The sequence below is a fragment of the Salmonella sp. A29-2 genome (assembly GCF_020150755.1).
Taxonomy (GTDB): Bacteria; Pseudomonadota; Gammaproteobacteria; order Enterobacterales; family Enterobacteriaceae; genus Salmonella; species Salmonella enterica.
This window is the reverse complement of sequence record NZ_CP083731.1, coordinates 1,448,972-1,467,499: the sequence shown is the minus strand read 5'-3', so window position 1 is coordinate 1,467,499 and position 18,528 is coordinate 1,448,972. Positions and strand designations below refer to the sequence as shown.

General features: G+C 50.0%; 26 protein-coding genes and 2 tRNA genes. All 28 read right to left on the bottom strand.

All coding sequences use genetic code 11. The features are described from left to right. A complete protein-coding gene (locus tag K8W53_RS07125) occupies positions 1 to 1,419 on the bottom strand; it encodes a packaged DNA stabilization protein gp10 (RefSeq protein ID WP_001750868.1) in 1,419 nt (472 codons plus the stop codon). Continuing rightward, positions 1,379 to 1,879, bottom strand: a complete 501-nt coding sequence (locus K8W53_RS07120) for a packaged DNA stabilization gp4 family protein (RefSeq protein WP_001166097.1) — start codon at positions 1,877 to 1,879, stop codon at positions 1,379 to 1,381. The genes K8W53_RS07125 and K8W53_RS07120 overlap by 41 nt, the downstream gene beginning before the upstream one ends. Next, positions 1,863 to 2,423 (bottom strand): hypothetical protein, encoded by a 561-nt coding sequence (locus K8W53_RS07115; protein WP_000538672.1) that lies wholly within the window; start codon positions 2,421 to 2,423, stop codon positions 1,863 to 1,865. The genes K8W53_RS07120 and K8W53_RS07115 overlap by 17 nt, the downstream gene beginning before the upstream one ends. A 40-nt stretch (positions 2,424 to 2,463) precedes the next feature. Beyond that, complete coding sequence (locus K8W53_RS07110; RefSeq protein ID WP_052909388.1) at positions 2,464 to 3,759, bottom strand: P22 phage major capsid protein family protein; 1,296 nt, start codon at positions 3,757 to 3,759, stop codon at positions 2,464 to 2,466. Continuing rightward, positions 3,759 to 4,670, bottom strand: a complete 912-nt coding sequence (locus K8W53_RS07105; protein ID WP_052940620.1) for a scaffolding protein — start codon at positions 4,668 to 4,670, stop codon at positions 3,759 to 3,761. Before K8W53_RS07105 ends, K8W53_RS07110 begins: the two co-directional genes overlap by 1 nt. A 13-nt stretch (positions 4,671 to 4,683) precedes the next feature. Beyond that, complete coding sequence (locus K8W53_RS07100; RefSeq protein ID WP_058654737.1) at positions 4,684 to 6,861, bottom strand: portal protein; 2,178 nt, start codon at positions 6,859 to 6,861, stop codon at positions 4,684 to 4,686. Beyond that, complete coding sequence (locus K8W53_RS07095; RefSeq protein WP_058654739.1) at positions 6,861 to 8,360, bottom strand: terminase large subunit; 1,500 nt, start codon at positions 8,358 to 8,360, stop codon at positions 6,861 to 6,863. The genes K8W53_RS07100 and K8W53_RS07095 overlap by 1 nt, the downstream gene beginning before the upstream one ends. Then, complete coding sequence (locus tag K8W53_RS07090) at positions 8,338 to 8,826, bottom strand: DNA-packaging protein (RefSeq protein ID WP_000729924.1); 489 nt, start codon at positions 8,824 to 8,826, stop codon at positions 8,338 to 8,340. The genes K8W53_RS07095 and K8W53_RS07090 overlap by 23 nt, the downstream gene beginning before the upstream one ends. A gap of 3 nt (positions 8,827 to 8,829) precedes the next feature. Continuing rightward, positions 8,830 to 9,234 (bottom strand): hypothetical protein, encoded by a 405-nt coding sequence (locus K8W53_RS07085; RefSeq protein ID WP_015995317.1) that lies wholly within the window; start codon positions 9,232 to 9,234, stop codon positions 8,830 to 8,832. Between the two features lie 2 nt (positions 9,235 to 9,236). Next, positions 9,237 to 9,479 carry a DUF2560 family protein gene (locus tag K8W53_RS07080; RefSeq protein WP_000808100.1) on the bottom strand — a complete coding sequence of 81 codons (243 nt, stop codon included), beginning with the start codon at positions 9,477 to 9,479 and terminating at the stop codon, positions 9,237 to 9,239. A gap of 360 nt (positions 9,480 to 9,839) precedes the next feature. Beyond that, on the bottom strand, positions 9,840 to 10,526 hold the full coding sequence (locus K8W53_RS07075) for a Rha family transcriptional regulator (protein ID WP_016048832.1): 687 nt from the start codon (positions 10,524 to 10,526) through the stop codon (positions 9,840 to 9,842). Between the two features lie 212 nt (positions 10,527 to 10,738). Next, positions 10,739 to 11,206 carry a lysis protein gene (locus K8W53_RS23840; RefSeq protein WP_058654742.1) on the bottom strand — a complete coding sequence of 156 codons (468 nt, stop codon included), beginning with the start codon at positions 11,204 to 11,206 and terminating at the stop codon, positions 10,739 to 10,741. Between the two features lie 88 nt (positions 11,207 to 11,294). Beyond that, the gene (rrrD, locus tag K8W53_RS07060) at positions 11,295 to 11,792 is read right to left on the bottom strand and encodes a lysozyme RrrD (RefSeq protein ID WP_023205065.1); all 498 of its coding nucleotides are present in this window, start codon (positions 11,790 to 11,792) and stop codon (positions 11,295 to 11,297) included. Further along, positions 11,770 to 11,973 (bottom strand): phage holin family protein, encoded by a 204-nt coding sequence (locus tag K8W53_RS07055; protein WP_023135295.1) that lies wholly within the window; start codon positions 11,971 to 11,973, stop codon positions 11,770 to 11,772. Before K8W53_RS07055 ends, rrrD begins: the two co-directional genes overlap by 23 nt. A gap of 245 nt (positions 11,974 to 12,218) precedes the next feature. Next, positions 12,219 to 12,294 (bottom strand) — tRNA-Thr (locus tag K8W53_RS07050). Between the two features lie 8 nt (positions 12,295 to 12,302). Then, positions 12,303 to 12,374, bottom strand: a tRNA-Asn gene (locus K8W53_RS07045). 63 nt (positions 12,375 to 12,437) lie between these two features. Next, entirely contained in the window at positions 12,438 to 12,956 is a 519-nt protein-coding gene (locus K8W53_RS07040; protein WP_058654744.1) for an antiterminator Q family protein, read from the bottom strand. Next, a complete protein-coding gene (locus K8W53_RS07035) occupies positions 12,953 to 13,132 on the bottom strand; it encodes a hypothetical protein (protein WP_001650242.1) in 180 nt (59 codons plus the stop codon). The genes K8W53_RS07040 and K8W53_RS07035 overlap by 4 nt, the downstream gene beginning before the upstream one ends. Next, entirely contained in the window at positions 13,113 to 13,316 is a 204-nt protein-coding gene (locus tag K8W53_RS07030; RefSeq protein WP_000149880.1) for a phage NinH family protein, read from the bottom strand. The genes K8W53_RS07035 and K8W53_RS07030 overlap by 20 nt, the downstream gene beginning before the upstream one ends. Then, the gene (locus K8W53_RS07025) at positions 13,313 to 13,537 is read right to left on the bottom strand and encodes a hypothetical protein (protein ID WP_000036319.1); all 225 of its coding nucleotides are present in this window, start codon (positions 13,535 to 13,537) and stop codon (positions 13,313 to 13,315) included. The genes K8W53_RS07030 and K8W53_RS07025 overlap by 4 nt, the downstream gene beginning before the upstream one ends. Beyond that, a complete protein-coding gene (locus K8W53_RS07020) occupies positions 13,534 to 14,139 on the bottom strand; it encodes a recombination protein NinG (protein ID WP_063809526.1) in 606 nt (201 codons plus the stop codon). Before K8W53_RS07020 ends, K8W53_RS07025 begins: the two co-directional genes overlap by 4 nt. Continuing rightward, complete coding sequence (locus K8W53_RS07015; protein WP_000950941.1) at positions 14,132 to 14,308, bottom strand: protein NinF; 177 nt, start codon at positions 14,306 to 14,308, stop codon at positions 14,132 to 14,134. The genes K8W53_RS07020 and K8W53_RS07015 overlap by 8 nt, the downstream gene beginning before the upstream one ends. Further along, positions 14,301 to 15,245: a DNA cytosine methyltransferase gene (locus K8W53_RS07010; RefSeq protein ID WP_063809525.1), complete on the bottom strand. Its 945-nt coding sequence runs from the start codon at positions 15,243 to 15,245 to the stop codon at positions 14,301 to 14,303. The genes K8W53_RS07015 and K8W53_RS07010 overlap by 8 nt, the downstream gene beginning before the upstream one ends. 2 nt (positions 15,246 to 15,247) lie before the next feature. Beyond that, the gene (locus K8W53_RS07005; protein WP_023228651.1) at positions 15,248 to 15,424 is read right to left on the bottom strand and encodes a NinE family protein; all 177 of its coding nucleotides are present in this window, start codon (positions 15,422 to 15,424) and stop codon (positions 15,248 to 15,250) included. Further along, positions 15,391 to 15,564, bottom strand: coding sequence for a protein NinD (ninD, locus tag K8W53_RS07000; RefSeq protein ID WP_000679702.1), 174 nt, complete (start codon positions 15,562 to 15,564; stop codon positions 15,391 to 15,393). The genes K8W53_RS07005 and ninD overlap by 34 nt, the downstream gene beginning before the upstream one ends. Then, positions 15,561 to 15,998 (bottom strand): recombination protein NinB, encoded by a 438-nt coding sequence (locus tag K8W53_RS06995; RefSeq protein WP_000736922.1) that lies wholly within the window; start codon positions 15,996 to 15,998, stop codon positions 15,561 to 15,563. The genes ninD and K8W53_RS06995 overlap by 4 nt, the downstream gene beginning before the upstream one ends. A 77-nt stretch (positions 15,999 to 16,075) precedes the next feature. After that, positions 16,076 to 17,956 carry a toprim domain-containing protein gene (locus K8W53_RS06990; RefSeq protein ID WP_080195638.1) on the bottom strand — a complete coding sequence of 627 codons (1,881 nt, stop codon included), beginning with the start codon at positions 17,954 to 17,956 and terminating at the stop codon, positions 16,076 to 16,078. After that, the gene (locus K8W53_RS06985; RefSeq protein WP_223533969.1) at positions 17,953 to 18,450 is read right to left on the bottom strand and encodes an NUMOD4 motif-containing HNH endonuclease; all 498 of its coding nucleotides are present in this window, start codon (positions 18,448 to 18,450) and stop codon (positions 17,953 to 17,955) included. The genes K8W53_RS06990 and K8W53_RS06985 overlap by 4 nt, the downstream gene beginning before the upstream one ends. Positions 18,451 to 18,528 lie beyond the last annotated feature (78 nt).

The following is an 18,528-nucleotide window of genomic DNA, read 5'->3' as shown; positions in this document are numbered from 1 at the left end:
TTACTCCAGACGAATTTGACACCCGGATAGTGTTACAGGTGATTTGGTGATTACCCGCAGTTTGAATCCGATTAATCGACGAATACGACCTACACGCTTCCATAAAACTCTCTTGTCGTACACAAACGGCTCATTCTGCTCAATCATCTGTTCGCGACCGTAATTGATTCCGTCTGTGGTTGCAGACAGGAACAGGCGGTCAGCGTATTGAGCAACACCAGTGGATGATTCAACTTCGAGGTCGAAGCATCTGGCATTGTCCGCTTTGAATAGGGGTGTAAACAACAGGTGTTCTTGCTGCTTGTCGTACTGGCTACTAATGTCGAATTGCAACTGCCCTGTCACCGCTTCTGACTTGTCGCCACACGCAATCTGGTTTCCTTCGTACATGAAATCGATGGCACGATAAACATCGTCGTATAAACCTGTTTTCAGTACGCACCATTGCGGCCCGTTCTGGCTTGATGAGGCATCGTAAACCAGCACATGACGCGGGAGATGGATAATCAGCAGTTCATGCGAATCGAACCTCAACGCTTCCATCACCCCGGTTGCCAGTTCATCAGCCGTGTATGAGCGGATAATTTTCTCAATACTGGCCGTCGCAATTGGTGAAGCCTGCCCTGACCCGATGATGTAGACGGAAGGTGCGCCAGTAGCCGGGTGACTGATGAATGCATATGAATCAGCGAATGGCGTTTTACAGTATGTTCCGGCAATGCCCTTCTGTACCATCAGCGATGGCTGTGCGACATACAACGCAGCGCCAGCGGTGGTTGCACCAGTCAGGGAAAAATATTCAATCGTCGATGAACCAAAGCAGACAATGAAGTCTCGCCATGTGCCGATACCGATGATGCCGTCCGGCTGCGATTCTGCGCGATATTGTGCGCTGTATCGGTCAGGATGCGATTCGTCTTCAAGGTCAGTGATAAACCATGAATCAGTGCCGTCTTTTGACCACGCATAACGCCCACGTAAGCGAGTAATGTCACGGACTGAACCTAACTCATACTGCGTGAATCCGCTGTCTGCAGGCCAGTTTGCCATCGTCTTAACGGCGCCATCGTATCGGTACTCGATGAGCTGACCGTTCACACCTACCGCCTGAGAAGTACGACCGTGAGCAAGAGATACGCGGCCTGCCCCGGCAACGTCTCCGACTACGGTTTCGCCTTTGTAGAGCTTCCCACCACAGACGCGATATACGGCGTTCTGAGCGGTATTGTATTCAACACCACGCGATACACCATTTACATCGTTTCGCTTCGCTATGCCTGGGAATGAGCGTAAATAACCCGATGAGTTGAGGGCTTCTTTCGGTGTGGCCAACATATTGATTGGTAGGTAATCAATGTAGTCGGCATTCTTGAAGTCTTTACCCATTCCCTTCATCATGGGGAGTTGTTGAATCGGCATTCTGCTCTCCGGGGAAATAATGCCATTCGTTCAGATTGGCGAAACTGTTTCCACTGCCAGTTGGCATACGTGACGGGTAAGTAGCTCTTTTTGCTCTGGCGATGGCGGTCTGCTTATAGAGAAGCTCCTTCCCATATTTAGCGGTTGCGATAATTTTGGCGGTAGCCTCAAGCGCATAATCCGGCGCAATTCTGCAGGCCAGATTGTGGAATACTGCGCTGACTGCACTGGAGCGAAGGCCGTGGTCGTCACCTTCAGCGGGAGGATTATCATCACCTGAGAATGCATAGCCGGTGATGATGCCCTTTCCGTCCTGATACCATTCGGCCATCATCGCTTCGAGGTCATCTACGGCATCCTGCATAGACTGTGGCTCAACATCAGTGAGAGTTGCATCTGATGCTACACCAAGCTTACGCAGCGCCGCCCTGACCAGATCGCCTTTAGTCTTTATCTGCATCGCTTTCCGCCTTAGGCTTTGGTCCTGGCTTTTTGCGTTCTTTGGTTGCCGGTTCTTTCGGTCGCAGGCTTAGCAGACGATTCAACACATCATCTGCCGTGTGGCCGTCCCATTCCTTGCCAAACTCAATTTCCGTGCCTTTAGGCAGATGTTCAATTTCACTCTCTGGGAGGTGGTATGTTACCGCGCCTTCTGGGGTGTCGATGCCAGCTAACACCCATCCATCCCATTGCTCGCCGTCATGATGCTGGAAGCTCCACCATGCGCTTTCGCGGAAGGCATTCATTAGTGTTGAAAACAGGCGCACTCGATGTGCATATAGTTCGTTAAAGGTGTGGTATCCATCAGATACTTCACCCATGTCTTTCTTGACCACGCCTGAATCGCCGATTGGCTCGTCATTAGTCTCCGGCACCTCATTTGGATGCTTAACCCAACCATCGGCAAGGTGATCTTCTACGTCGCCGTCATCGACAACTTTAGCCTGAACTTCCTTGCCCCATACCTTCGTTCCACGACCCTGCTTATATAGCATTACGCCCATATGTCACCTCAAATAAAAAAGGGGCCTAAGCCCCTGTTAGTTACGCAGTCTGACCAGGCAGGCCAACACCGATTGCTTCCGGTCGTGTCGCGTTTACGCCGTACCACAGCGCAATACGGCACAGGCCGGACAGGGTGGAAATATCACCCTGCGTAGCGAAGATACCGTTAAGGCCGACATCCGGGATGCTGAATGAGGTAGTTTTCATACCTGCAAACAGTTCGTGGTTAGCCGGAATGGGCTGAGACACAATACGGATGGCGTCATCAGCCCAGAACACGTTGGTGCGAGCATCCTTAACGTTCAGGATGTTCACCGCCATTGCATCAGCCAGCGAGGTGTTAACGTTGGCGTATGCCCGTTGCTCAGGAGAAAGAGAAACATCATCCAGTGCTACAGGCTTCGGCGTGATTTCAACGTGAGTACCATCAACAACGCGAACTACGGAGAAAGTCGCGTCCTGCGCCAGTACGTTCTTAGCCATCTGACCAAGGAACTTCACGCCAGTAAAAGAAATTTTGTCGCCGCGTTTCAGGCCGGTAGTTGCAGACAGGGTGACGGTAGCAAAACGGTTATCAACGTTAACTTTGTTGCCATCGTTATCCAGTTGCCATGCGACAGGCTTGAAGGACTGCGCACCGGATACAGTGATGCCAGTTGCGGTGGATTTGGTCAGCACAGGAAGTTTCGGAGAGCGCAGGACATCATCGAAGCCAGCAACCTGACGCTGGATAGTGCCATCGCGGTACGCTTCTTCAGGAATGCGCCCGAAGATATCGCGCTTAGTCAGGTCATAACCCGCCTTTTTGTAGTCCTGTGGGTTGAAGAAGTACGATGTCCCCATGTCGCGGTTAAGTTCGCGGGAGAACATCAGCTCTTCTGCATCGGCCACAAAGTTCCATGCGTCTGCGGTATTAGTGCCGATTGCATCCGGCGAAGTGATAACCAATGACCCCATCTCGGCGGCCATGTTTGCGACTTTCAGCTCAACGTTGTTAGCCAGTTTGCGAGCTGCGGACTGGATGCGGTGACGATACGCAGTCTCGTCTCGCAAGTCATCTGCGCGTAACTGGAAGAAGTCGTTATCCGGCTCTCCCATGTTTACCGCGACGTTAAGCTCCAGTAACCCTGTCGCTTTATCAGTTAAATCCCAACCCTCCTGAGTGGGGGACTCCTGCTCTACAGGCATCCAGATGGTATTGCTGGAGCGCTGCATAGAAGCTGCGGGCGGGGTGTATTTCTTGGCTTTCTGCGCCATTGGAGTGATTGCGGAGATGGTTTCAATAATCTCATCCACCGCCAGTGTAACAATTTGACCTTCGTTAAGACCTGCCATTATCGGATTCCTTTAAGTTTTGCCTTTAGCTTGCGGTAGGTTTCCACATCTCCCTTGCTCGCAGCAGCATCCATTTGTTTACGAATGGCATCTTTATTTGCTGCGCTGACATCACCGGTAATCGGCTGGTCAGCAGGGGGAGCGGAAGAGATTTGTTTACCGCGAGGCTTGAGAGTTAAGCGTTCGGATAGTCGAGTGAGTTCAATCAGCGCGGACTGCCCATCCATCGCCAGTAACTGGCGGGCTTTCTCCGGGTTTGCACCCAGGTGATACATGAGCGCGGCGGACTTCTCCGGGAACAGGCGCATAATGTCGGCCCCAACCGCAGGCGGAACCAGTTGCATAAATGCGTCTTCTTTCTCCTGATAGTCAGGGATATTGAGCTTTTCCGCCGCGTCATAGTGTTTGCGGGCAGCTTCGACGTATTGCGCTGATTGCTGGGTAAACTCCTGAGTCTTGCGGCCCTGTTCTGCTACGGCATTGCTGCGGGCGTCCTGCGCTTTCATTAGCCATTCGGTATTAGCAGCATTGAAAGCGGCAAGCGCACGGCTGTTGTCATAGTCATATTTGGCCAGGCCTTCTTCTGACAGATAGGCATTAATATCCGGCTGAGGTGGAAGGTCAGGGTTTACCCGTAAACTCTCCGGCAATTCTCCGCGTTTAACTGCTTCCATCTGCTGCTCAAGCTCGCGCTGTCGTTTGCGCTCGATGCGGCGGCGGGCGAATTCTGCGTTCTTTGCCGGGTCTTGTTTTGGTGCTGTCTCATCGTCCTTCAGGACAATCTCAAAGCCCCCTTCCTGACCTGCATTGTCGTTGGCATTATCGACAACTAAGCTATCAGCAGATGCCGCTGCATAATCGCCGGACAGGGTTAAGTCTTCAGTTGCCTGAATTTCGGTGGTTGGTTCCATGATTAACTCTCTCTTATTGAGGTGTCTCGGCTACACTGCCGGAAGGTTGATTTTGTCTCTGCGATTGCAGGATGTTGGCAATGTCCATTCGCTGCTTGTGCGTCTGTTCATCGCCTTTAAGGAGTAACTCAGCATTTGCGCGAGCGTCTTCGCTGCGGTCCTGCTGGAATGAAGCAACAGTTTTAAGGAACTCCCTAAACTCAGATTGTTTATTGAGGTCCATGTTGTTGAAGATTTCTGCAATTCTGGCAGCGTTAAGCTGGTTCTGCGCTTCGACTTTAGCTGCATCGATTTGCAGGGACAGTGTCTGGTTCTGAGCTTTAGCCAGTTCAGCCTGCCCCTGCAGGAGTACGCCCTGAGCCTGAACCATTGCCGGGTCTTGTTGACCTTGTTTGGCTTGTTGCGCCTCTACTAACCATTGCTGCTCTTCAGGCGTTTCTGGTTTCTTAACGCCCATCTGAATAAGCTGCTTATTGGCATAGTCACGCATCATCTCGACACCTTTACCATCAAGCAGGGTAAAGTACTGAAGCAACAGCAGTTGATATTCTGGCGTTCCCTGTGGCGTCTTGCCGAGCAACTCAAGAATTTCTGCGCGGTTTTGCTGCTTCATGGACTGGAATGATGGCCCAACATCCGTGTAGCATTCATAGCGCCCCCTGATATCGTTCAGTACCTGTCGTTCACCAGTAGCAAGGTCAACAACCTCAGCCATTAGCTGAACCTCTTTTTCGCTGCCATCCTCAAGGGTGATTGTCACGTTGCGAGGGACATCATAGATGTCGTTAACTATCGACTGGTAAATCTCACCGTCACGGCGCATAGCGGTAGCCAGATTATCCTGAAACACGTATGTCTCAAGGTCAGCACGCATGTTTAGCTGGTTAACAGTGTCGTAGGCTACCTGTCCACCGTTTACCGCCTCTGCATCAACACCTAGCGTTGCAACCTCTTTTACTGCACTGGTTGCAGCTTCCAGCATATAGGCATTGGCCTGTGGAACTTCCGGATTTTCGTAATATGCCAGCGGCTGAGTTGGCATTTCTCCGCTGTTTTCATCAGTGCGATTGAGCAGGTAGTACGGGTAATCGTCGTTACCGTCGTACATATGCTCAAAGCCTGCAATCTGCTCAGGCCAGAAGAACGGCTTCTTCTTCGGAGTACGGGCCACGATATCGGCGTTGAAGGACATAATCATGTTGCGCAGACGCTGACCGTCTTTTGTCAGGCGGACGACACCCTCATACACTTCTTTATCTTCAACGAAGCCCCACTCTCCGAATACCGGAACAATGGGGATATGCTCGCCAGCAATGAGCTGCTTGTCTTTCAGTACTGCGGTGCAGGTGATAATCGATTTGTATACCCGGCGACGCTTAATCTGGCGCTCTGCAATTTTGATAAATCCACTATCAGCCAGGTCGTCGATGACGTCTTTAATATCGCGCTTAAAGTAGCTTACCGGCTCACCCGTAACCGGGTCTTGGTAGATATACGCCGTCTCTTTCTTCTCGACCACTTCGTAAAACTCAGCGATCTGAATTGTGTCCTGCGTCAGCCATGGAAACACCCAATCGTTGGGGTTCTGGAATGATGGAATATCATCAGCATCGAGGTCGTATTTTTCTGCGAAATCCTCCCAACCATTCTGGCTCATTGAGTGGATAACTGTGCAGTGACGGGCGTCAGACTTGTCCATCAGTTTGCTGTTGCTGTCCCAGATAACATGGGAGCAGGCACTATGGATAGGCTCTCGACGGATAACCTGATTGTTGCTAGTTGGACTTTGGTCTTCGTAGTCAGTGACCAGACGCCACGCACCCACGCCTGCTTCAATCTGCTCACGAACGGCTATGTTGACAGCAATTTTCGCCGTATTGTGCCGCATGTCGGTGCGATACATGCCCATCAACACATCAGCAGCGTCAGGACTTGCTCCATCCTTTGGACGATACAGAACATCAATAGGGTTCTGACGCATCTCAGAAACGAGCTTGCGCACCACTGGACGTACAACATCGAACTGCCCGCGATACTGCAGGGTTGTGTATTGTGATAGCCAGTCATCCCACTGAGATACGCGGGAGAAGAAGAGATCATTCTTGGCCTCCCTTCTGGCTTCATCGCTGGCTGTCCAGTCCGCATCAAAGCGCGACAGGATGCTCTCCAGCCTGTTTTTATTGTCGGCCATTATCGTCCTCTGCGTACTGGTCTAATCGGTGCGGGGATTTTCTTTTCTTTCGGCTTTCTGATATCGCGCATCATCCTGGCGAAGCGGCGCATCATGTAGCCGTAGCGAGTAGCATCGAGCACATCATCGTTGGTCTTGACAATCTTGCCGTTCTCATCGCGATGATATAGGCGGAACTCTTCAAAAAATGGTTCGCATGTGTTGAATACTTTGAATCTTCCTTCAAGCATCAGGTCACGAAGTTCACTAATGCCTGACTCTACTGAGTTACCGCCATCCGGGAACGTTGCGTGTTCGGGAAGCATAGAGAACCCGGCGTCCGCATATTGGGTTTTAAGTTGCTCACCACCGCCCTTTTCGTGTTGGTGACCGTCATGAGGCCACGCGACAGGTATTTTGTTAGCCCACGACTTAACAGCACCCCATGCCTGAACGGCAGTGTTCTCTGATTTCTTCCATACACGCGCCAGATAGAAAACATCTGCGTCTTTGTCCCACCAAAGCTGAATGTGAGCTTGCGGGTGGTTCCAGCCGAAGTCCTGAGCGTCGATAACATAGAAGTGATCGGGACACTCAAACGGCTGGCACTTAATCGTCTCTTCCGGTATCTGGAATATTCGACCGCTACCCATCGTAGGAATACCGCGAGCACGCGCCTCTCTCTCATGCTCAGGATAGGATGCGATGATTTGCTCTTTCTGCTCGTCGGTGTAGTGCTCAGCGTCATAGATTGTCATGTTGACCACTTTCTGCGACTTACTGGGATTCTTCAGGAACTTGGTAACAACGTCAGACATCCCCATCAGCGGGGTAAACGTCAGAATTGAGAATTGCCCGTATTTGTTTGTACGGGTAAGACCTTCGCCATAGATGCTATATGGCGGCTCTTCGTCAAACCAGACACCGTGAATTGTGTCGCCCTGCCAGCGGGCGCGGCCCTGTGAGTAAGGCTTAAAGTAGCATATTGAGATGCCATCTTCGACGCCTTCTGGCGTGTGGTGCTTAACAAGAAGGTGATCAACAAGATTAGGGAAGAACGGAGACTTCTTCCAGCTAATGATGTCCTCTTTCGGGATTGACCCATAGCCAGGTTCATCATTCTCTTCGACACGCCCGCACAGGATGCGTTGAGTCGTTTTGGTTACAGTCTCGTTTGTTTCACCGCCAATCCAGAAGACAACTGGCTCATAGAAACGCTTACCTTTCCACTCTCCGCCATATTTACCATCAGCCGGATAACCTTTCGTTCCCGGGTATCGCCCGGTAAGGTGAAACGCGACTTCAGCAGCGCCAGTAAATGACTTACCAAGCTGGTTACCAGCCATAAAACATCGCTCTGGATAGTCATGACCTGCGTCGATGAACTCACGCTGTTTGCTGTATGGCGTAAACTCATATAGCAAGTGTGTATTTCGGTAGTTCTCTTCTTCTTCGAGTAGCTCGAGCAATTCGATTTGCTCTTCGTCGCTCAGGTTATCAAGAATCGCGTCCAGTTCCACGGTTGAATAGCTCCTTGATACGAGAGCGGCGCTTATCGCGATCTCCCTTATCAGGTGTCACGTCTTCAACTTGCGACTGCTCTTTGAGGCCCAAATCGCGGGCGATGATGTTAGCGTTGAGAAGATCAGCGGCTGCGCCGGAGAATTTTTGGTCGTAGATGATTTGCTCTGCTCGCGTAACGACCTCAGATAAGTCTTCTCTCACCCTGTATTGTCGCCATGTCTCAAGCGTCACATCGAGGAATAGCGTTAGCCCAGTGATGGTCATCGCCCTCATCTTGGCGATAGGCTCTTGTGTAACTTCTCCTTGATATGAGAAAGCCTTCATCTCCCATAGTGGGTTAGCCTCCACCCACTCGAAGTATTCACAACAAGCAGCCCACAGCGCCTCAGGCGACTCGAATTTCGGGTTACGCCCATGACTACTGCGGGCCTCCCAGAATCGGTTGCCCTTTGGTGCTGCCATAAGTTAACTTCCTGATGTTGTTGCGATAGTCACGTTAGCCGAACCATCAAAGGACGTTGAACCTGTGACAGCGCCGGTTAGTGTGATAGTGCGAGCAGTAGATAACTTATCCGCCGTCTCTGCATTCGTTACTGAACCGCTTGCAGAAGTGTACTTAGCTTCAAATGCTGTCTTGCTCATATAGAGCAGCTCGCCGTACTGGCTCCGGAACAGATATCCGCCAACCTCTGGCTTGAATACGGCTACTGTTTGCGCTGACATGTACTGGTCAGCATACGGGCCGTCGAATTCTGCGTTTGCACTTCCGTCATTAGCGTATTTGATAGCTTTAATCGGAAGAGCAGACACATATACACCGTCAGCATCTTTGTAGAGAGGCCATGATGGCGTGAAATTTGGATTTGCCATGATTATACTCCGGCGGTGAACAGGTCTAACGCTTCTTTTGCCTCACGAATAGCCTTTTCTGCGCGAGCTAATGCCGTTCCTTCACCCTGCGCCAAAACCAGTTGGTCTTTGAACAGTTCGAAGTTCAGCTTACTTCCAGCAACGAATGCGATCGCTTTCTCTGCTGCTGCGGTATCGCTTTGAACTAAACGGAGGATATCGAGGTTCATCTGCTGTAATTCTGTCAATGCTGTAATCTCTGCCATTGTGTTGGCTCCGGTTGTTGGGATAAGCCATTGTCTAGACCACTCATTGAATGGCCTCTGCAATAACCGATGTCTTTCCATCAGTCCGCCACCACAAAGAATCTTTTTTGCCATAAGGCAGGAGGTTCATCTTTCAGTGGCTGCCAGTGTTATTTTCCCCACTTACTGGCTTGGGCTGTTTCGCGGTACTGCCATAACTGGTGGTACACAGATTTAGTTAAATCTGTTCTCGCCTGAACTATCTTTTACATACCCGTATTGTAGGGATGTAAATCACGGTTTCATTATCAAGCCCGCCCGTAGATAGGCTTTGTAATGGAGAGCCGTTGTGAAAGTGGCTCTCGAAGCTATTTCCGTAGCTTAGGCCGCCAGACGGTGCTGTTCTTCGATAAGGGGCTGACGATGATTACGTTCGAACATGCCGCGCAGCACTTCTTTGCGTTGTTCGAAGTCCCACCCCATGCTGATGAATACCGTGTTGGCACGCTGTAGCTCGGTGATGCAGTGAATTTGTTCCGGCGTCAGGTAATCGCGGATCGGCTCTTTCTTCCCGATTTCGTGATGCACGCGGAACTTGGCCGCCGTCATTCCCAGCGCCAGTCGGTTAATCAGGTCAGCTTCGTTGCTGAAGTGATGCGGGGCGATCTGCTTACCCTGAGCCTCTCGCTCATGTTTGATGGCGTCGGTCATGGGTTTGTACTCCAGGCGTGCAGAGTTGCGATCCATTTTCTTTTTCGCCAGCGCGCTACGCATAGTGAAGAATTCAGCTACCAGGCGCTTTTTGAATTCACGCACAACTTCATTGTTTCGCATGTATGTGATCAACAGCGTGGTTTGCTGTTCGTTTAACAGTGCTATTTCCTGCTTCTGCATGCCCCCATCCGTTTGAAAGGGTCGCATTTCAAATTCCACCCTTCCGAACTCTTCGAGGTCGCTTTTGTACTTCCTGATGAGCTGAATCACAGGCTTGTGATCCTTTTTGACGCCAGTAGCGATTACAGCGGAGTTAGTGACCAAGTCGAGCTTCTTGATTTCAACTAATTGCATCGGTAGTTACCTTTAAGTGATGAACCTTGTCACACAGGATTCCGGCCCACAGAAAGGCACCGATCACCAAACCAGCATCCTCAAGGGTCATCCTGAAAGGTTCTGTGTTCAGAAGTCGCGCGTGCGATGCGCGTTTACTGCGGACACAAAAAAGCCCCGCATTACGAGGCATTTTCATGAAAGTCACTTGTCAAATTTCTATGTGATGGAAATTATTTCAGGTATTGCGTCCTGATGTACTCCTGAAGCGTTCTCAGTGCTGTTTGGTCACTGATGATTCCGTCCCGGATACCGAGAACGTTTCGTCCAGCAACTGGAGAGAGTTCGACGGTGGCATCATTGCCCATGCCGGAGGCGCTGGAGGTTTCGGCTGAGGATGGCACAGAACATTTGCCTTTGACGAGCACCCGACCACCATTATCAAGCTTGCGCCGAAGAGCATCATTTTCAGCTTTCGCATCAGCTAACTCCTTCGTGTATTTAGCATCGAGTGCATCAGCATCAAGCTGGCGCTGCTGCATGTCAGTAATGGTGGCGTTCGCCTTCTCCAGTTCACTGGCCTTGTTATCGCGCTGCTCTTTGTAGGCGATGGCGTTATCACGGTAATGATTAACAGCCCACCCCATTGAAACCAGCAGGCAAATAACCACAGCGCAGATGATTGCGGTTAACCGACTCATGACATCAACACCCCAACGGCCAGAATCCACGGCCACGCATCGTTGCCATTGAATGCGAGCAACGCTGCCATGAAAAAGCAAATCATGCTCATTGCTGCCCCCACAAACAGACTTCACGCTCAATCTCACGGCGAGTCATCAGCCCTTTCCATTGCTTACCGCCAGCGTATGTCCAGCGCCGTAGCTGATCACATGCGCCTTTGATATCGCCCTGGTTTATTTTGCGAAGAAGCGTCGATGTTCTGAAATTGCCAGCACCCACGTTGTAGACGAACGAGTAAAGAGCGCCGCGCGTTGTTTCCGGTATATCGACTTTAATGTACGGGTTAATTTGTCTGGCGACCGTGGCAAGGTCTTTATTCAGGAGGGCTTTGCATTCTGCTTCGGTATACGTTTTACCGAGCATGATGTCTTTTCCGGTGTGTCCGTGACATACAGTCCATACACCAACAATATCTTTGTATGGTATGTAGCTGACACCTTCCAGACCATCGTTACCACTCTGACCTGTGATTAACACAGATGCTATAGCAATAGCCCCGCCACTTATCGCCGCTATTACGCTATTTCGTAGTGCCGGTGACATTGCCATTCAATCTGTCCTCACGCTCTTTGCGTTTGTAGTACCAGTTGATGCCAAATGTGCCGACAGTACAAAGAATACCAACGATTACAGCCCAGTCATTCAGGGAGAGAATGCCACCCATCGCAGTCAGTCCTCCGAAGCTGTAACTGAACCATTCTCTGATTTTGTCCATACGGTACATGCTCTACCCCCTTTATTGAGGGGATTTGCTCTATTGAATTAGGAATAAGGTCGATTACTGATAGAACAAATCCAGGCTACTGTGTTTAGTAATCAGATTTGTTCGTGACCGATATGCACGGGCAAAACGGCAGGAGGTTGTTATCGCAACCTCTTGCCACCCGCTTTCGCGAAGGTCATGTGTAGAAGGCCGCAGCATAACTATCACTGATTAGTTCAGGATGGCCAGTGGCTACGGCTCAGTTATGGTGCTGGTTAACGGACTTGAACCGCTACCCATTCGCTTACAAGGCGACTGCTCTACCATTGGAGCTAAACCAGCATGTTTGTCGGGACAGCGTGGACTCGAACCACGATAAGAAGGTTAACAGCCTTCCGTAATGACCTTTATACGACTGACCCAAATAAAAAAAGCCACCATTGCAACTTAAGAGTCACTAACGGCAGCTTACCCTCTAATTATGGCTAAATGGATAATTGCATGTCAAGACTTTTAACAACAACATGCTTAACTTTCTCAACACGTTTACGCATTTTGAAAGCATTTTGCATTGGCTGGTATAAAAAAAATAATGACGCTTTCAGGATGTCGTCAATTTCATTTCTACAGGTTGCCAGTGAAGGTTTTCTCCATCCCTCGCCACCACGTCCACACATCTTGCGTGGCTTTGCAGTCGCGTGATAGTAGGATGCAATTGCTCGCTTAGAGGAACCATGTGCGTAATAGCTAAGCAGAATGCCAAAGGCCTTTGTGTCGATGCGCATAACGGAATCTACGACCTGAGAAATCAACATTCCGTCATCATCATTGCACATTGGCCTTGTCATCACTCTTGATGGTTCTACCCTCTCCATAAACTGCGCTATAACGCTGCTCATGCGTTTTTCGAGTCTTCCTGAATAAACCCATGCCCCCCATAGCTCAAGCCACCCATTAAGCCAGTCATGCTGCTCTTTAGTGAGGTTCAATTCTCGTATACTCATGCAGCATTGCCTCCCGACGGCTTGTTCAATCCAAGCCGGTTCACCAGTTCACGCTCTCGCTCATGCAGATAATCCATCGCCTTCTGGTGTTGCTCCGTCATCTCTCTGACGCTGCGCAATTCAGCTTCGTCACGTTCACGCTGCTGTTTCGCCTGGTTAATGCTGGTTACGGTCATAGATACCTCTCCCGCCCTGATGAATCATTAAAACGCCGTTAACGATGGCGTGATGCCTGGCTTCTTTGTCGTACAGATAACGCCTGACTGTATTGCGGTGGCACGATAAGCGCCGTGCTACTTCTGTCTGGTTTCCATATGTCTCTATGAGCATGTCTGGAATGGTTTTGATAGTGTGTGTCATGCGGCCTCCCGGATAACCTGCTCATGACTCAGATATTGACCCCAGCAACTGACCAACAATCTCGCTTTCACAGCGGCTTTCTCTTCGTTGCGCCACCTGCAGAACCAGTTAACAGCGCCTTCCATTTCTTGCCTGACCTTGCCGGCATTGTCGAAATGCAGCGGATAGACAACATCATCGAAAATTGCCGCAGTGGTCATTGGGTATTGGATTTTGCTCATGCTGCCTCTCTTCTGCTGTCACGCAGGTCTTTAAGTTTCTGCTGATACTCCGCCTTAATCGCTTTGCATTCTTCGATAGTCCAGCGATGGCGGTTATGGTTTGATTCGATTTCGTCTACTGCTTCTTGCCCGATACGGTTAATCAGTTCGACGCGATACGGAACGAGATTTCCGCTTTTGTGCTGGTTGCACACCACGCATTGCTTGTGAATATTGCGTTCATCAAATCGGAGTTGAGGTGCCGCAGCAGTTGTCCGGTAATGCCCGGCATCCCACTGAGCAGACGTGAGCGTTCCGCACGAAATACATGGTAAGTCGCGGTCTCTTTCTCTGATGAAGGCGTTTACGGCTTGTTGGGCTTGTTTAATCCAGTAACTGCGGGGCTTTAAGGCGAGTTTTCGAATCTTCAGTTTATCTTTCTGTTTCTGCTCCTCTCGTCGTCGTTTCTTCTCTGCTGCTTTTTCCGCTTTTTCGCGTTCTTTGCTTCGTCTTTCCAGTGCTAATTGTGTTCCGTGTTCTGGGCTGCACCACCATTGATTTGAGAATGCTGGGTGAAACCATTCCTTACAGATTTTGCATTTCCTTCGCGCTGGTTTAGCCATCGTCTTTTTCCTCGTACATTGAGCTATTCGGATCGCTCATCAGTTCTGCGCAGCACGCTTCACACACATGAACTTCCAGCACATGCAGCTTCTGACCGCAGTTAGCGCACGTTAAAGCTCGATCGACGCTTTCTTTCTGGTATTGAATGGATTGTGATGGGCTAAGCATTAACAACCTCCGTACAAATTTTCACGAATGCTGTTGCTACTTCTGCATTGATTGCGTTTCCATATCCAATAATTCGCTGATCTTGATTGCGCTTTGCCATTCTTCCCAGTGTGGACTTGCCTCGTCCCAAGCTTTTGGCAATGCCATTAACCATCGGGAATGAGCCGGGTCTAACTGGACGATATTTTTCATCTCTACAGTAAAGCCAGTCCGAATCTCTCCAGAAGCCGTTAACCGGTAATGGGTACATAGTTTCACCGTCCCGGGAAGTTTCAAGCAGATTCTTTGGGTTCCGCTCTTGTCTTTTCCGCTGTAGCAATGCGTTGAACCTGTTGCATCGTTCGCTAAAGGAGTTTGCCATCCAGCTAGTCTCACGCATCCAGATAGGTTCTGAATTCCCCTGCGTGTCTCTGGCTGAAAGTTGATATTTGTCGTTGGAGTAGGCCACCCAATACAATCGCTGCCTGATGTGCGGAGAACCGAAGCCCGCAGCGCAAATATCGGTACCTGCAGAGGTGTAGTTCGCACCTTCCAAGTCAGTTTGTACAAGGTCGAGCCAAGCGAGGCCGTCTGCGCTTGCAACCTGTTCGCCAATAACGATGCCAGGATTGCATTTTTCAATAAGCCAGAAGAATGCCGGCCATAAGTGCCGCTCGTCATCAACCCCTTTTCCTTTGCCTGCCGAGCTGAAAGGTTGGCATGGGCAACTTCCTGTCCAGATACTCTTGTTGTCTGGCCATCCTGCTTTTCTAAGTGCATAGCTCCAAACTCCGATTCCTGCAAAAAAGTGGTGCTGGGTAAATCCTCGCAAATCACCTGGTGTGACATCTTCAATACTCCTTTCATCTACATAACCGGGGGCAATTTCTCCGGCGTCAATTAAGTTACGCAGCCATTGCGCTGCATACGGATCTATTTCGTTGTAATACGCAGTCATCGTCATTTCCTCGCACGATGTCTTAGCCACCGGATATCCCACAGGTGAGCCGTGTAATTGAAGGTTTTTACGTCAGATTCTTTTGGGGTTGGCTTGGGTTTATTTCTGGAGCGTTTCGTTGGAAGGTATTTGCAGTTTTCGCAGATTATGTCGGTGATACTTCGTCGCTGTCGTGCCATACGTCCTCCTTCGTCTCTGGCAGCGGGAAATTACCTACTGGCGACCGCTCACATCTGATACACCATTGGTGCCAATAAGGTTGATTTGGCCGGAATCGATAATCGTCTTTGCTTTCTCCGCAGCGGTAGCAGTGTTTCATGCGGCGTCTCCAAACCTCGCTTTCCATTCCAGTGCTAACCGGGCTTCGTCTGACCACTTAACGCCGCGCTCTGTACCGAATGCCTGTATAAGCTCTAATAGCTCCGCAAACTCGCTTACACGCATCCTGCTGGTTGACTGGCCTATTACTACAAAGCCATTCCCGGCAAGGTTAGGGACAACATCCTGCTGCTTTAATGCTGCGGTAAACACACACTTCCAGCTTTCAGCGTCAAGCCATCGTCCATGCCAGTTAACCTGACGTGAGACATCACCAAGGCAAGCCCAAAGCTTCCGATTTTGGTCTAAGCTGCGGTTGCGTTCCTGAATGGTTACTACGATTGGTTTGGTTGGGTCTGGAAGGATTTGCTGTACTGCGTGAATGGCATTTTGCTGATGTGCTGGAGATCGAATTTCAAAGGTTAGTTTTTTCATGTCTTCCCTCTCCCCCAAATAAAAAGGCCTGCGATTACCAGCAGGCCTGTTACAAGCTCAGTGATGTAGATGGTCATTTAGTACTCCGTAACATTCTCCTGCCTCCACACTTCGTCATACTCCGACTTCGGCATGTTAGCTATGTAGTTGTATGGTGACGCACCTTCCATTTGCAGGAACTGGTGAGACTGCTCGTCAAGAAATAACGGCACACCACCTTCCCACCCTTCCCCGTTTCGCTGCTTCTCAAGCATTAAAACAGATGCGGGCGCAGCAAGAAGTTGCTGGTCTTTCTCGTTAATTTGCTCGCCAGCCTGAACGCGCTGTAACGCTCTCTCGCGAGCTTTATTGCGCCAGATGATAAACAGGTTATCTGTCAGGTCTGTAATCGCCCCTGAACCTTTTACGTCCATCTTTCCGGTAGGTTTCTCCTCGCTGTCGCCCTTTCTGGAGTGAGTGACGAGAATAATGTGAGAGTTGGTTTTATTCTTGAAGTCGCACAGCGCGTCAACAAACGCCTTTTGCCCGTTGTAATCGTCATCGCCAATGCCGCACTTCATGAGGCTGTCGATGATGAATAACTGGATGCCGTATCGCCGTCTGGCGTATGTGAAAATTTCAATCAGGCGTTCAGCCTTGGCTGTACCTGTCAGGCCAAATAACCAGAGCCGGTCATCGTAAAACTTAAATGCTGATTCGATTTCCAGAACTGGCGGCATTTTGCAACATGTAGACTGCCGGGTCAGGCGTTTAAGCAGAATCCCGGGCTTCAGTTCGAGCGATGCGACGCATGTTTTTACCCCCTGTCTCATGGCCTCAAGTGCCATATGCCCGACAACCTCCGTTTTTCCATGACCGTTCACGCCATTGACAAGCGTTAACTCCGCCTCACGGAACTGGAAGTTATAAGCCAGCGTTTCCCACGGTGGGTTAAACAGATACTGCTGCTTGCCGTAAAAAGCATTGATAGTGTCCTGATAAAACTCACGTGCGCTGTAAAGTTCTTCCGGGTCGAAATATGACGCTGTTCCGATGTACTGCCAGATTTCATCCTCGGTGACGCCGTTCATCAGGCATTCGTTGATATCTTTGTGTGGCAGTGTAACCAGACGGCAGCGATGCTCACCAAGCCGGCTTGCGATTTCCCTTGCTGCTTCACGCCCGACATCGTCAACGTCCATCGAAATGAATATTTCTTCAAACCTGTCGAGGTTGTGGTATTCGAACTCAATCCACTGTTGCTTGGCGCCTTTCCCGCCACCGAAAGGGACAGATAGCGCCGGTATTCCGTATTGCGCATAGCTCATGCAATCAATTTCGCCTTCGCAAAGTACAACCGCCCTCACGCCAGCATCGAGAGCCTGCCACCCGAACAGGCAAGGTTCACAGTCACCTTCTGCCATGATGACTTTCTTCCCGTCCGGACGTTCAGTACTGATTCGCTTGACCTGCAGCAGCTCGCCATCGCGTTTGTACGGAAGCACCAGGGCATTCAGTTCACGTTCGCCATTCCAGACCTTTCCGCTGACAACCTCGTATCGCTTCGCGACTTCAGGCGATATTCCCCGCGATTGCAGGTACTCAAGATGTGATTCTGTTCTGGTAACGTAGCGGGCTATTTTCTTGCGGTCAGGTCTGGAGAATCTCTTCTCACGTCTGGCGTCGAAATGGTGATCGTCCTCCCTGATACCGAGAAATGCCTTCGCTTCCTGCATGGCCTGATGCAGGTTAATTCCACGACACGCCATCCACAAATCCAGCATGTCACCGCCGTCTCCCTCAGCAAAATCAGCCCATTTTTTCTTGCCGCTAAGGTTAACCTTCAGGCTGTTCCCCTTGTCGCCGTTGACGTTACCAGCAACCCATTCATGCCCGTCTTTCTTGCCGTTTGGCAACAGGTGCGGAGCCACCCTGTCAACCTGCGCCCAAAGCAGGTCGCTAAGTTCTGATGGACTCAAAGGTGCCTCCATGCGTTTCCTCTGCGGATTGTGGAAATTTGCATTTCACTCACTCCGTATTTAGTGGATAGTTCGCTTAGTTTCATACCAACAGAATTCCTGATATCAATCACATCAGTTTCAGAAAGTTTTGCCCTACCATTAAAAACTCCCTTTGCGCCTTTTTTCAGTCCGATGCTAAAAGCATGTTTTAAATTCTCTGAGCAGGTACACCATTCCAAGTTCCAAATGGCGTTATCCGATTTGTCGCCGTTGATATGATTTACTTCTGGCTTGCAATACGGATTTGGGATAAATAATTGAGCCACAAGACGATGAACTTTTAACGTCTTCTGAATCCCATCGGAACACAAAGTGACTCTTAGATAACCCTTGTTATCCGGAGATGGATTCAAAAACCTGCCTCTTAAATGTGAATAAACACGACCGTCTTTGGTTACAGAGTATTTACCCTCATAACCCGGGATATATTCTCCAACTTCTAGGCTCATCATGATTCCCTCAGATTGAGATTTTTAAACCAGAAATCGACAAACGAAATACTTAACCAGCCGTGGTTATAAGCAGCGACC